Annotated in this window: 16 protein-coding genes; 3 read left to right on the forward strand and 13 right to left on the reverse strand. The window is 70.4% G+C overall.

Features of this window, described 5'->3' with window-relative positions:
* The 4 genes from HOV77_RS25490 to HOV77_RS25505 form a co-directional block, all read right to left on the reverse strand.
* The gene (locus HOV77_RS25490) at window positions 1–1,617 is read right to left on the reverse strand and encodes an anibiotic ABC transporter (RefSeq protein WP_290865886.1); all 1,617 of its coding nucleotides are present in this window, start codon (window positions 1,615–1,617) and stop codon (window positions 1–3) included.
* Entirely contained in the window at window positions 1,614–2,537 is a 924-nt protein-coding gene (locus HOV77_RS25495; RefSeq protein WP_290865888.1) for an ABC transporter ATP-binding protein, read from the reverse strand. Before HOV77_RS25495 ends, HOV77_RS25490 begins: the two co-directional genes overlap by 4 nt.
* Before the next feature lie 8 nt (window positions 2,538–2,545).
* The gene (locus tag HOV77_RS25500; protein WP_290865890.1) at window positions 2,546–3,184 is read right to left on the reverse strand and encodes a TetR family transcriptional regulator; all 639 of its coding nucleotides are present in this window, start codon (window positions 3,182–3,184) and stop codon (window positions 2,546–2,548) included.
* A gap of 85 nt (window positions 3,185–3,269) precedes the next feature.
* Window positions 3,270–4,253: an NADP-dependent oxidoreductase gene (locus HOV77_RS25505; RefSeq protein WP_290865892.1), complete on the reverse strand. Its 984-nt coding sequence runs from the start codon at window positions 4,251–4,253 to the stop codon at window positions 3,270–3,272.
* A 96-nt stretch (window positions 4,254–4,349) separates the two neighbouring features.
* On the opposite strand from HOV77_RS25505, the gene HOV77_RS25510 reads away from it, so the two are divergent.
* Window positions 4,350–5,270 (forward strand): LysR family transcriptional regulator, encoded by a 921-nt coding sequence (locus tag HOV77_RS25510; protein ID WP_290865894.1) that lies wholly within the window; start codon window positions 4,350–4,352, stop codon window positions 5,268–5,270.
* Here HOV77_RS25510 and HOV77_RS25515 read toward each other — a convergent pair.
* A complete protein-coding gene (locus tag HOV77_RS25515) occupies window positions 5,267–5,992 on the reverse strand; it encodes an SHOCT domain-containing protein (protein ID WP_290865895.1) in 726 nt (241 codons plus the stop codon). The genes HOV77_RS25510 and HOV77_RS25515 overlap by 4 nt on opposite strands.
* 59 nt (window positions 5,993–6,051) lie before the next feature.
* Entirely contained in the window at window positions 6,052–6,462 is a 411-nt protein-coding gene (locus HOV77_RS25520) for a VOC family protein (protein ID WP_290865896.1), read from the reverse strand.
* A gap of 153 nt (window positions 6,463–6,615) precedes the next feature.
* On the opposite strand from HOV77_RS25520, the gene HOV77_RS25525 reads away from it, so the two are divergent.
* Window positions 6,616–7,455 carry a class I SAM-dependent methyltransferase gene (locus HOV77_RS25525; protein WP_290865897.1) on the forward strand — a complete coding sequence of 280 codons (840 nt, stop codon included), beginning with the start codon at window positions 6,616–6,618 and terminating at the stop codon, window positions 7,453–7,455.
* Window positions 7,456–7,466: 11 nt separating this feature from the next.
* Window positions 7,467–7,982 carry a hypothetical protein gene (locus HOV77_RS25530; protein ID WP_290865898.1) on the forward strand — a complete coding sequence of 172 codons (516 nt, stop codon included), beginning with the start codon at window positions 7,467–7,469 and terminating at the stop codon, window positions 7,980–7,982.
* On the opposite strand, the gene HOV77_RS25535 is transcribed toward HOV77_RS25530, so the two are convergent.
* The 7 genes from HOV77_RS25535 to HOV77_RS25565 form a co-directional block, all read right to left on the reverse strand.
* The gene (locus HOV77_RS25535) at window positions 7,964–8,971 is read right to left on the reverse strand and encodes a 5'-3' exonuclease (protein WP_290865899.1); all 1,008 of its coding nucleotides are present in this window, start codon (window positions 8,969–8,971) and stop codon (window positions 7,964–7,966) included. The genes HOV77_RS25530 and HOV77_RS25535 overlap by 19 nt on opposite strands.
* A gap of 15 nt (window positions 8,972–8,986) precedes the next feature.
* Window positions 8,987–9,760 carry a nucleotidyltransferase domain-containing protein gene (locus HOV77_RS25540; RefSeq protein ID WP_290865900.1) on the reverse strand — a complete coding sequence of 258 codons (774 nt, stop codon included), beginning with the start codon at window positions 9,758–9,760 and terminating at the stop codon, window positions 8,987–8,989.
* On the reverse strand, window positions 9,757–10,002 hold the full coding sequence (locus tag HOV77_RS25545) for a hypothetical protein (RefSeq protein ID WP_290865901.1): 246 nt from the start codon (window positions 10,000–10,002) through the stop codon (window positions 9,757–9,759). Before HOV77_RS25545 ends, HOV77_RS25540 begins: the two co-directional genes overlap by 4 nt.
* Entirely contained in the window at window positions 9,999–10,646 is a 648-nt protein-coding gene (locus HOV77_RS25550) for a hypothetical protein (protein ID WP_290865902.1), read from the reverse strand. Before HOV77_RS25550 ends, HOV77_RS25545 begins: the two co-directional genes overlap by 4 nt.
* An 18-nt stretch (window positions 10,647–10,664) precedes the next feature.
* A complete protein-coding gene (locus HOV77_RS25555; RefSeq protein ID WP_290865903.1) occupies window positions 10,665–11,132 on the reverse strand; it encodes an excalibur calcium-binding domain-containing protein in 468 nt (155 codons plus the stop codon).
* A 63-nt stretch (window positions 11,133–11,195) separates the two neighbouring features.
* Complete coding sequence (locus HOV77_RS25560; protein WP_290865904.1) at window positions 11,196–12,014, reverse strand: SDR family NAD(P)-dependent oxidoreductase; 819 nt, start codon at window positions 12,012–12,014, stop codon at window positions 11,196–11,198.
* A gap of 46 nt (window positions 12,015–12,060) precedes the next feature.
* Window positions 12,061–12,981 carry a proline dehydrogenase family protein gene (locus HOV77_RS25565; protein ID WP_290865906.1) on the reverse strand — a complete coding sequence of 307 codons (921 nt, stop codon included), beginning with the start codon at window positions 12,979–12,981 and terminating at the stop codon, window positions 12,061–12,063.
* Between the last annotated feature and the right edge of the window lie 5 nt (window positions 12,982–12,986).

The following is a 12,986-nucleotide window of genomic DNA, read 5'->3' on the forward strand; positions in this document are numbered from 1 at the left end:
TCAGGACGTGAGATCCCGCCGCCGGAACAGCGCCAACCCCCCGAAAGCCAGTCCAACCGCGACAGCACCCAAAGCGACGAGCGGCAAAGCGGCAGCGTCAGCGACGGGAACAGCGGGAACGTGGCTGAACGGCGAGATGTCGCGAGCGGCTTGGGGCAGGCCGAAGAGGTCGCCGAGCATACCGAAGACGATGCTCACCACCAGCCCGGCCCACGCGAGCGCCACGCTGATCCGGGGCAGCCACCCGAAGGCGAGCACCACGAATCCCGCCACCGCCAACGCGGCCGGCAGTTGGACCAGGGCGGCCCCGACGAGAGTGCCGATGCTGGTCTGCCCACCGGTCGAGGCGTCGCCGAGACCCATCGCGAGACCCGACGCGGCCAGCAGGAGCGCCGCACCGCCGACCGCGATGGTCAGGTGGGAGGCGACCCAGCGAATGCGCCCGGTCGCGGTGGCGAGCACGGCTTCGGCGGTGCCGGCCGTCTCCTCGCTGCGTAGGCGCAGTAGTACTTGGACCGCGAATCCGGCCGCGAGCACACCGAAGATCGCCATCATGGCGGCGTAGAACACCTGCACGAGTCCGCCCGAGGCTCCCCCGGCGAGTTGACCCATCAGGTCGGCCACGCCCTTGTTCTCCTCGAACGCGTCGTTCACCGTCGTGCCGAGGGTGCCGATGCCGTATCCGAAGAGGACTCCGCCGATCAGCCAGCCGATCACGGTGCCCCGATGCAGCCGCCAGGCCAGGCCGGTCGGGCTGAGCAGCGACCGCGCGGCCGCCGGCGGGCCGAGCCGGGCGGGCACCAGGCCGGCGCCGAGGTCGCGGCGGTTCACCAGGGCGTACGCACCGGCGGCGCAGGCGACGAAGAACAGCAGCGGAATGACCAGAACCCACCAGCGTTCGTCGCCGTAGGGGCGTACCTGCTCTCCCCAGCCGAGCGGGGACACCCAGGCGAGCCAGTTGCTCGTGACCTTGATGCCGTCCGGCCCGACCTCGCCGAGCGCGTCACCGACCCCCCGCACGAAGTACGCGACTCCGATGGCGGCGGCGGCGAACCCGTTGGCGGCGCGGGCTGTACTGAAGACCTGCGCGCCCACCGCAGCGATTCCGGCGAACGACAGGCCGGTGAGCAGGGACGCAGCTCCCCAGGCGAGCGAGCCGGCCGCCGGGAGACCCGCGCCCAGCAGGGCGAGCGTCGAGAGCAGTCCCATGAGGACGTTGGCGATGACGGCGTGCGTCAGAGCCGCGCCGAGGCTGGCATGGCGGCCGACTGCGGCCGAACCGATCAGCTCCGATCGGCCGGTCTCCTCGTTCTGCCGGGTATGCCGGACGACCAGGAACGTGCTCATCAGCGCGACCAGGACCAGCAACGAGGCGTAGTTCCGGAAGTTGACCAGCGCGCCCTGGGTGACGCCGACCGGGATGCCCCGCATCAGCAGCACGGCCGGGCTCGTGACAGCGCCCTTGAGCGCGGTCGCCGCGTCCGCCTCGGTCGGGAACTCGTCCTTCACGGCGGCGGCTCCGGCGTACAGGAGCATCATGGCGGCGACCAGCCAGATCGGCAGCTGCACGCGATCGCGCCGCAACGCTAGCCGGGTCAGCCGAAGCGTGCCCTTCATCGGGTCACCCCCGCTGCGGCGGCCGGCCGGTTGTAGTGGCGGAGGAAGAGCTCCTCCAACGTGGGCGGCTGGCTGACCAGCCCGCGTACGCCTGCCTCAGCGAGCAGCCGCAGCGCCTGCTCCAGCGAGGTGTTGTCGACGGCGAAGCTCACCTGCCCGTCCTGCGACCGCAGATCGTGTACGCCCGCCAGCCCGGCGAGTCCGTCGACCGGCCCGGCCAGTTCGGCCCGAATCGTGGTACGCGTCAGATGCCGCAGTTCGGCGAGCGTACCGGTCTCGACGGCGCGACCGTCACGGATGATGGTGAGCCGGTCGCAGAGCGCCTCCACCTCGGACAGGATATGGCTCGACAGCAGGACGGTACGCCCGCCGCGCTGGACCTCGGCCCGCACGACCTCCCGGAAGACCTCCTCCATGAGGGGGTCGAGCCCGGAGGTCGGCTCGTCGAGAATCAGCAGTTCCACATCGGACGCGAGCGCGGCGACCAGGGCGACCTTCTGCCGGTTGCCCTTGGAGTAGGTGCGGGCCTTCTTGCGGGGATCGAGGTCGAACGCGGTGAGCAGTTCGTCGCGCCGCTGCTTGTTCAGCCCGCCGCGCAGGTCGCCGAGCAGGTCGATGACCTCCCCGCCGGACAGGTTGGGCCACAGCGTGACGTCGCCGGGGACGTACGCGAGCCGCTTGTGCAACTCGGTGGCCTGCGCCCACGGGTCACCACCGAGCAGCTGCGCGGTGCCCCCGTCGGATCGGAGGAGTCCCAGCAGAACTCGGATGGTCGTCGTCTTCCCCGCGCCGTTGGGGCCGAGGAAGCCGTGGACCTCGCCGGTGCGGACGGCCAGATCGAGGCCGTCCAGAGCCCGCGTACGCCCGAACGACTTCACCAGGCCTTCGACGTGGATCGCGTGCGTGAGAGCGTCGGACATGGGGATCGTCACTCCTTAGGAGAGGTGTCGAGTACTCGATCCATCGCCTCGTGCAGGTATCCGGCCTGCTCGGGCGAGAGCATCGTGGTGGCGGCGACGTCGATGAGGGCGTGGTTCAGCCGGACGTACCCCTCGGTGCTGCCGAGGTCGACGTCGAGCACCCGGGACAACTGGTCGGCGAAGAGGAACAAACCGAGCTGCATGGCGCAGATCGCCGCGCCATACGCCCTTGGGTCCCGGGTCGCCACTCCGGTCTTGATCGTCCACTCCTCGCCGAGGTCGACCATCTTGTCGAACATCGCCGAGGCGGCCGGCGAACCATCCTTGATGGACTGAACGAGGTAGCGCTGCAACAGGCGCATTTCCGGGCTGTGGCTGACGAGGAAGCCCGGGTCGGTCATCTTGCCGCCGGCGAAGACCTCCTCGCGGAACTGGTCCGTGCGGTCCTTCGCGTAAACGTCGCAGTAGTCCCGCAGCGCTTCCTTGGACCCGAAATGGTGCCGGAGCAGCCCGGACGAGACCCCGGCCGCCTGGGCGATGTCCCGCACGGACGCGCCCGCGATGCCCCGGTCGGCGAACAGCCGGATCGCGGCGTCCCGGATGCGGGCGCGGGCGGTCAGGTCGTCGGGCGCTCGTTCGCTACACACATGTATAGCGTACTACACGATCGTGTAGCCGCCAACAACGCCGCCAACAACGCCGCCAACAACGCCGCCAACACGCCGCCAACGACTATGCGCGGACCAGCATCTTTCCCACGTTCTCGCCGCGCAGAACCGCCAGGAACGCCTCGACGGTGCGCTCCACTCCCGCGAAGATCGTCTCGTCGGACACAAGGCGTCCCGCCTGAATCTCCGGCACCACGAGCGCCTCCAGCTCGTCGCGTAGGTCGAGGTTCTGCCGCACGAGGAAACCTTCCAGCCGCAGCTGCTTGCCGACGACGGCGTACAGGTTGCGCGGGGCGGGCGGCGGGTTCTGCGGGTCGTTGTACTGGGCGATCGCACCGCACCAGGCGATGCGCCCGCGCTCGCGGAGCACCTCGATCGCCGCCTCCAGATGCTCGCCGCCCACGTTGTCGAGATAGACGTCGATGCCGTCCGGGGCGGCGGCGCGCAGCCCGGCCAGGACGCCGTCGTGATAGTCGAAGGCCGCGTCGAAGCCCAGGTGCTCGGTCAAGTGGCGGGCCTTCACCGCCGAGCCCGTGCTGCCGATCACTCGCCGCGCGCCGAGCAGCCGCGCGAGCCGCCCGGCCGCGGTCCCCACTCCCCCGGCCGCCGCGGAGACGAACAGCGTCTCGCCCGCCCTCAGGTCCGCGGTCCGCTTCAGCCCCACATAGGCGCTCAGGCCAGTGCCACCCATGATGCCCAGATACGCCGAAAGGGGCACCCGGTCCGGCACAGCGAGAACGCGCACCTCGTCGTATCGCACAAGCGCGTGCGACCGCAGCCCGTGCCGGTGGAACACGACGTCGCCGACCGCCAGCGACGGCGTACGCGAAGCGACCACCCGGCCGACCGCCCGGCCCTCCAGGGCGGCGTGGAGCTCGTTGTCCGCCATCGCCTCCCGCATGTAGGGATCGACCGACAGGTACGCGTTCTCGACGAGCGCCTGCCCTTCGGCCAGTCGGGGCAGCGTCTCCTCCACCAGGGCGAAGTCGGCGGCGGTGGGCATGCCCTGCGGGCGGCGTACCTGGTGCACGGTGAGCGATGTCGTCATGCGCTCGACGCTAGGCAGCGGCGGGCGCTCCGGGCAGGGCGTACGCCGCATGGCTGGACCGCCTTCCATGAACGCCGCTCATGTATCTTCGTCAGCGTGCCCGTTGATCCAGCCGTTGATTCGGCCGCCGACCTCGCCCCCAATGAGCTGCGCATCCTCGTCGCGGTCGAGGCCGCCGGAGGGTTCACCGCCGCCGCCGTCGAGCTCGGGCTCACCCAGTCGGCCGTGTCCCACGCCGTCCGGGCCTGTGAGCGCAAGATCGGCGTCGTGCTGTTCGAGCGCGGTCGGCACGGCGCTCGCCCCACGGCGGCCGGCGTACGCGCGGTCGCGCACGCGCGCCGCATCCTGCGACTGCTCGAGACGCTGGGCGCGGAGGCCCGGGGAGCCGCGGCCGGCACCGTCGAAGGACCGCTCCGGATCGCCGCCTTCCGTAGCGCGGCCGCGCATCTGCTGCCCGCCGCGCTCGCCCGGTTGACCGCCCGGCTGCCCGGCGTACGCCCCGAGGTGGCGATCGTCCGGGAGGTCGGCCGAGGCACCGCCGGAGAGGTGGCCGACGGCCGGGCCGACATCGGCATCGCCACCCTCGGCGGGAACCAGCCGATCCCCGCCGGGCTGCTGTCCGGACGGCTCTTCGAGGAGCAGTACGCCCTCGCGTACCCCTTGGGTCATCGCGAACCGCGCGGCCTGCCGCTGATCGACTGGGACGAGAACTGCGGCTCCTACACGCGCCACTGGTGGTCGGCCCAGGAGTGGCTGCCGCGCGCGACGATCACCGCGCAAGACGACAGCGTGGTGCTGTCGATGGTCGCGCAGGGCATGGGCATGGCGGTGGCGCCGCAGCTAAGCCTGCTCGGCGCGCCGCCCGGGCTGGCGATCGAGGATCTCGGTGACAGCCGGCCCCGGCGGGAGGTCGGCTACGTGACGACCCCGGCGATGGCGCAGTCCCTGGCCGTCCGCACGTTCATCCGCGAGCTGCGCTCGACCGCCCGCGCCACCCTCCAAAAAGGACAGCCTTAGCCGCGCAGGATGCGGCGGTACTCAGCGAGGTATTGCTCCTCGGAGATCTCGCCGCGCTGACGCCGTCCGGCCAGTACGCTCAGCGCCGCCGCCTGGTCGGCTGTCCACTGTGGGTTCGGGCCTTGTGCGTACCAGTTGGGAACGGCCGGAACCACCGGCTGCCGCCGGAAATAGGCGTTGGCCGAGGGCAGCGCGAGCAGGATCGCCGCGGCACCGAGCGCGAGCACGGCGAAGGCCGCGATGCCGCCACTGAGCGGCTGGTACCAGTCTGGATAGCCCTCGGGCAGCCGTTGGCCGAAGTTGTGCGGCGTGCCACTGGTGTCGGTGCTGTACGCGTTGACATAGGCGTTGCCGCTGAAGCCGGAAAGGGCGGAGGCGAGCCCGGTCAGGTCGCAGAAGACGGTCAGGCCGATGACCACCCAAGCCGCGACGCGGGCACCGAAGCTGCCGCGGCCGCTCAGCAGCGCGACGACGATCATGCCGATCGCGGCGATGATCGTCATGACGATGGCGATCATCGACATGCCGCGGGCAAATCCACCGAGCGTTCCGCCGAAGCCTTCGACGCCCGAGTCGCGAGCCGCCTCGGCGACCTGGTCGTGGTACGCCCCCGCCCCGGCCACGAGGCCGATCGCGTCGGCGAACCAGCCGATCGCGACAGCGACCATCAACGTGACGGCGACGGTGACGGCGAGTGGGCGGGGTCTGTGAGCGATGTCCATGGATGCTCCCCGTGAGAGATGTGGACTCACGGTAGAGCCATCACGCAAGAATCCCGGCGCTACTGGGGGTGGACGATGTCGACCATCCAGGGGACGCCGAACTGGTCGACGACCATGCCGAACTCGTCGCCCCACATCTGCTTCTCGAGCGGCATCGTGACGTTGCCCTTGGCGGCGAGCTTGTCCCAGTAGCCGCGCAGCGCGTCGGCGTCTTCGCCGCTGAGGCTGATCGAGATGTTCTGGCCGGGCTGGTGCGCCATGCCGGGCGGCAGGTCCGACGCCATCAGGGTGAAGCCGGCCGGGGTGTCCAGCAGGGCGTGCATGATCTGGTCCTTGGTCGCGGCGTCGTCGGAGCCGAACTCGCCGAACGTGTTCAGCTTCAGGTCGCCGCCGAGGACCTCCTGGTAGAACTCCATCGCTTCGCGGGCGTTGCCGGGGAAGTTCAGATACGGGTTCAAGCGCGTGCTCATCGGATCCTCCTCGATCGCTGAGCTCAGTCGGAGCCCTGAGCGGTGTCGCCCCTGAGCCTAGGACGAAGCCGCCGATCCGACGCGCGGTTCCGCCGAAAGGGACGCCCGGCAAATCGGTTGTGCCGCTGCGGCCGCCGTGCGATCTTTCCGGACGTGACCAGCACCGTAGGCAGCTCCGACAGCATCGCGATCAATCGGGCCAACTGGGACGAACGGGCACCGGCCCATGCGAAGTCCCCCGGCTACAACGTCGCCGACTTCGCCGCGGATCCGGGGTACTTGTCCGAGGTCGTCCGGTTCGACCGGCCCCGGCTCGGCGACATCGCCGGCCTGCGCGGCGTACACCTGCAGTGTCACATCGGCACCGACACCGTCTCGCTGGCCCGGCTCGGCGCCCGGATGACCGGTCTCGACTTCTCCCCCGCCGCGCTGGTCGAGGCCCGCGCGCTGGCGAAGTCCGCCGGGGTCGAGGTCGACTTCGTGGAGTCCGACGTGTACGTCGCGGCCGACGTCCTGCCCGAAGGCGAGTTCGACCTGGTCTTCACGGGGATCGGCGCACTGTGCTGGCTGCCCGACATCCGCCGCTGGGCGTCGGTGGTGGCCCGCCTGCTCAAACCGGGCGGGCGACTGTTCCTCCGGGAGGGGCACCCGATGCTCTGGGCGCTCCACGAGGACACCACTGAAGGCCTCAAGGTGAGCTATCCGTATTTCGAAACGCCGGAGCCGCTGGTCTTCGACGAACCGGGAACCTATGTGGAGACCGAGACGCAGTTCGAGCACAACGTCAGCCACAGCTGGAACCACGGGCTCGGCGAGATCGTTTCGGCGCTGCTCGCCGAGGGGATGCGGCTGACCATGCTGGAGGAGCATGACTGCGTTCCGTGGAAGGCGCTGCTCCAGGGCATGGTGGAAGACGAGCACGGTGAGTGGCGGCTGGCCGAGCACCGCGAACGGGTGCCGCTGACCTACACCCTGCAGGCCGTACGGGGCTAATATTTCACCTGATGAATGACCCGACCACCGAAGGTTATGCCGCCACCGCCGCCGAGGTCGACGGCATGGTGCGCAACCTCTGCGCGTACGCGTTGAGCGAGCCCGACCCGATGCAGCGCTATGTCGAGCTGACCCAGCAGCAGGTGCTCTTCGAGGGCATGGTCGAGGCGATCCGGCGCGAACGGGGCCGGGCGCTGGCCGATCTCCTGGTGGCCGGGATGCCGGCCGCTCAGGTGGCCGCCAAGACGAATCTCGCGACCGAGCCGAAGGTCCGCAAGCTGGTCACTGCAGCTGGTGAGGCCGAGCGCGTCAAGGCGGCGGCCCGGCCGGCCAAGGCGGTGAAAGCGACGAAGGCGGCCAAGCCGAAGAAGGAACCCGCCGCGCTGCCACCGCATCTGGCCACGCCGTCCGGGAAACGCGTACTCACGCCGGCCGATCTGGAGGCGTTGGGATTGGCCCCGAAGAAGCGTGCCGCGCCGAGGCAGCCGCGAGCGAAGAAGGCGGCGGTTCAGAAGAGCGCCAGCTGACCTGGGATCGGGTCGCGCCGGTTGCGCCGCCGCCACTGATTCGGCACGTACGCCGTCTGCGCAGCTCCGTTCGGGTCGGCCCGGCCGGTCAGCGCCCAGAGTGACGGGCCGAGCGAGATCCCGTGGCCGGACAGCGCCCGCCGCATCACGGCCAGATCCAGCGGCAGGCGCACGCCGTCGAGCGCCGGGATCGTGAGGTCGTGCCGCATCGCCATGATCCGGCGATTCCGGTCGACGATCTCGCGGGCTTCGGGCGTACCGAAGTGGGTGGCGGCCCGGTCGCCGACGGCACTGCGGACGGCTTCCGCGCCGCCGTCGTCCCAGGCCGACCAGGCTGCGTCGACGCTGCCGAACGCGGCGAGCAGGCGCGCGGCGGTCGCCGAGCCGAAGCCGCGTACGCCGTGCAGGTTGTCGGAGGGGTCGCCGCGAAGCGCCGCGTAGTCCCGGTATTGGCCGGGGGTGACGCCGTACACCTCGATCAGGGATTCCGGCGTCACGACGACCGCCTCGTCGAATCCACCGTTGCGGATGCGCAGCACCGACGTCGTCTCGTCGAGCAAGGCGAACGCGTCGCGGTCGCTCGTCACGAGAATGGACCGCCAACCGGCCTGGCGAGCCTGCTCGGCCGAGCTGGCGAGCACGTCGTCCGCCTCGTACGCGGTCGGTGTGACCACGCAGAGGCCGGCCGCCCGCAGAAGCTCCGGCGCGGTCGCCAGCTGCTCGGTCAGGTCGGCCGCCTTGTCCGGGCGATGGGCCTTGTAACCGGGGTACTCCACTCGCCGGGCGGACTCGGTCGGGCAGTCGAAGCCGACGACCACCGCGTCGGGCCGGATCTTCGCCGCCGCCCGGGCGATCGACAACACGAGCCCGTGCAACGCCCAGACCGGGCGGTCCGCCCCGTCGACGAGCCGGCCGATCGGAGCCGCGTGGTACGCCCGATGCAGCAGGCTGTTGCCGTCGACGGCGAGCAGCAACGGGGGCGGGGGCACGCGGTCAGCGTACCGTCAGGTTCCGATCTCGATGCCTAGCTCCCGGCGCAGGTGACTGCGCAACGCCTTCTCCATCGCCTCGGGCCACTCCGCACCGACCTGCTCGGCCAGCTCCCGGGCGATCGCGAAGAACAGCCGTGAGCAGGCCAGATGCGCCGACACCACGGAGGTGCGGGTCGCCTCGATGGCCGGCAGTGCGGCGTACGCCGAAAGCCGGTCGTCCGGCAGAACGCCTTTCAATCGCAGCGCGCCGCCTCGCTCGGCTCCGGTGCGGACGGCGTCTTCCAGCATCAGTTGCAGGATCAGCGTCCGCAGCAGGCCCGCGCCGGAAGCGCCGACGGCGTACTCGCTCCGGCCGAGGACGACCGGCAACAGGCCCAGCACCCGGAGGAACTCCCGGATCAGGTGCTCGATGCGGCCCGGATCGACTGCCACCGGCTCGTCGCCCGGCACTTCCAGCTCACCGAACAGCGGTACCAGCTTTCCGCGTACGCGGTCGGGCGGGGTGATGGTGACGTCGAAGCGCAGCCAGTCGCCGGTGACATGGGTGACCACCGTGCTCGTGCCGTCGCCCATCCGCTGGCGGTGCACGATCGGGGCGATCCGGTCGGCGACGGCGTCCCAGTCTGCCGCGTACGCCTTCGGGTCGTCCGTCGCGATCACCACGTCGACGTCGCTGAACTGGTCGGCGGTGCCCCGCCCGAGGCTGCCACCGAGCCAGGCCGCCCGTACGCGGCCGTCGGCGCGCAGCTGAGCGGTCAGCCGCTCGACGAACTCGTCCCGCGTCATCGAAGGCCCCGTCCGTTGCGTGGTCCACCATAGTTGCGCGGTCCACGGTAGAGGATCATGTAATACCCGGCTGCCCCGAAGACGTTCAGCGCGAGGAACGCCGCGAGCCATGCCGTACGCGCGTTGCGGGTCAGCAGCGGGTTCTGCAGCATGTCGTCGAGCATCCAGGCCCAGAAGACGATCAACGGGGCGACGAGGAGGAAGACGAGGACGCTCTGCACCAGGGGGCCGGGCCGGATCACACCGCCCAATCTACGTCGGCCCGATCTCCACCGGCGAAACCGAACCAGCTCGCGACCTCCGCCACCAGCTCGTTCTGCGTCGCCGTGCCGTCCACCTCGATCACGCGCAGCCCGAGGCCGGTCGCCTCGGCCCGGACCCGCTCGGTGAACATGGCGTCCCGGGCGAGCAGATTCTCCAGGGCCCTCGGCGGATCACTGGTGCGGCTCGCGATGCTCCACAGCGATCCGCGCTGCTCCAGCGCGCTTCGCCGGAACCCCGGGGTCGGCAGCAGCCAGACCGCCCGGCGTACATCGGGCAGCAGCGGCCGGACGAGGTGCGGCAGCAGCCGGAAGCCTTCGGCCACCACCTTGCCCGCTTCGGCGCGCAAATCGTCCTCGATCAGGCCGAACGCCTCGCCGCGATACCAGTGGAAGGTGGCGAGCATCGTCTCCGGCGAGCGCGTCAGCCAGCGCTGGTCCAGGTCCATCGCCTGGAACTGCGCGAGATACGGGCTCTCCGCGGCGGTGGTCCGGCTCGCGTGGTCGGCCATCACGTCATCGGTCGCGTACAACCGCAGGCCGTGATCGGCGGCGAGGCGGCGGGCCACCGTCGACTTCCCGCCGCCGCTGCCCCCGCCGATCCAATAGACGTGCTCCAGGCTCACGCCGGCGAGGCTAGCCGATCATTCGTCCCATTCGCAGGCGATGCCATCGTTGTCGCGATCGAGGTGCGGCGCATAGCCGGGCTCGCCCCGAAACAGCGGGGCAGCGCCGGCCAGAATGGCCTGATCGCAGTTCACGAACGGGCCTGTGGCCGGCGCTCGGCCAACGTGATTCCCCGAGCTCGCGCACGGTCCGACATCGACCGGCGTCACCAGGAACGAATGTATCCAGCCGTCCAGGCTGGTGTAGAGCCACATCGAGCCGTAGGCGTCGGTGCCGTAGGTCGGCTCGCCGTAGGCCCAGCACACGACCTCGATCTTGGTTCCCGCCGGCAGCCCGGCGAGGATTCGCGAGGTGGTGTTGGGCTCGGCGCGCAGATTGCTGCCGGTCTTGACCGTCGCCGTCTCGGTTGCGGCGTGGGCGGGCGTGCCGATGATCATGGCCGCCAAGCCGATCAGTAGCCCGCCAAGCAAAGTGGTCCGTCGCATCTCGGACCTCCTCACGAAGGCGATCACCCCCACGCTACGCCCGGGCCCACAAAGCCCACAAGATCAGAAGGGGTCGCTCAGGCCGGTCAGCTCCAGGCTGCGGCGCCACAGCTCCGCGCGGGCTTTCCGGTCGTACGCCTGATCAGCGGCGCGTTCCTCGCGCATCCGGTCGTAGAACCGCCCGGTGACTCCCTGGAGGTCGCCGCTGATCGCGAGCCGACGGACCGACTCGACACCGACTTCCAGACTGTCGACCGACCGCCCGATCGACTGCAGGACCATCTTGGTCGGCATGTAGGTGCCCGGGTGCAGGCTGTTGACCGTCAGTTCCCGGGCGGGCAGCCGGTCGGCCAGCTCGAATCCGGACATGATCTGGGCGAGCTTGCTCTGGGCGTACGCCCGCGAGCCGTCGTAGTGGTGCTCCAGCATCAGATCGTCGAAGTCGAGCGGGTGCTGCCCGAGCGACGCGACGTTGACGATCCGGGCGGGCGGACCGGCGAGCAGCAGCGGAAGCAGCTCGATCGTCAGGGCGAACCCGGCCAGGTAGTTCACGGCGAACCGCAGCTCGTAGCCGTCGGCGCTGACGCGCCGGTCCACGCCGTCGGGCTCCCCGCTGCCGATGCCCGCGTTGCTGACGAACACGTCCAGCCCGTCGGCCACTTCGCGGACCTGGGCAGCGAGACGGCGTACCTGTTGAAGATCGGCGAGATCGGCCACGACGGACCGGGCCGGCTTCCCGCGCCGCGCGACCTCGTCCGTGACCTGGGCGAGCCGGTCGGCGTCGCGGCCGTGCAGGATGAGCTCGTGGCCGTCGGCCGCGAGCCGGAACGCGAGTGCGCGACCGAGACCGTCGGTGGACCCCGTGATGAAGATGGTGCTCATCGTTCAGAATCTACCGCGACAAGATCCGTCGCTCGTGGGCCGCAGTTCACGACCGCGAGACGAGCGCCCGGAGGAAGAACGTGAGGTTCGCGGGACGCTCGGCGAGCCGCCGCATGAAGTAGCCGTAGTACTCGCCGCCGTACGGCACGTAGACGCGCATCGTGTAGCCGGCGGCCGCGAGGCGCTCCTGCTCCGGAACGCGGATGCCGTAGAGCATCTGGTGTTCCCACGTGTCGGCCGAGCGCCTGTACTGGCCGGCCATGCGCTGCGCGGCCGCAATGATCGCGGGGTCGTGCGAGGCGACCATCGGGTAGCCGGAACCGGCCATGAGGATGTCGAGGCAGCGCAGGTAGGCCGCGTCGATCTCGTCCTTCTTCTGGTACGCCACCGTCGCGGGCTCCTTGTAAGCCCCCTTGCACAGCCGTACGCGGGACCCGGCAGCGGCGAGCTCGCGGCAGTCGGCCTCGGTGCGATGCAACGCCGCCTGCACGACTGCACCGACCCACGGGAACTCCGTACGCAGCTTGTGCAGGATGCGCAGGGTCGAGTCGGTGGTGGTATGCGACTCCATGTCCAGGGTCACCGTCGTGCCGACGTCGGCCGCGGCGGCGCAAATGCGGCGGGCATTGGCCAGGGCGATCTCCTCGCCGTCACCCGGCAGCGCCTGACCGACCGCCGACAGCTTGACGGAGACCTCGGCCAGCGCCCCGTACGACAGCCCGCCCAGCAACGCCAGGTACGCCTCGACGGTGGCGTCGGCCTGCGACCGGTCGAGCGTGTCCTCGCCGAGGTAGTCGAGCGTGACGGCCCGGCCGCTGCGGATCAGCTCGCCGGTGACGGCGAGGGCGTCGGAGGTCGCGGTGCCGGGGACGAACCGGTTGACCATCGCGCGGGTCGGGCGCAGGCGCTCGACGACCCGGCGCGTACGGCCGGAACGGGCGGCCGCCAGCAGGAGGGTACGCATCACGCTGA

It is taken from the genome of Hamadaea sp. (assembly GCF_013362815.1).
Lineage (GTDB): Bacteria > Actinomycetota > Actinomycetes > Mycobacteriales > Micromonosporaceae > Hamadaea.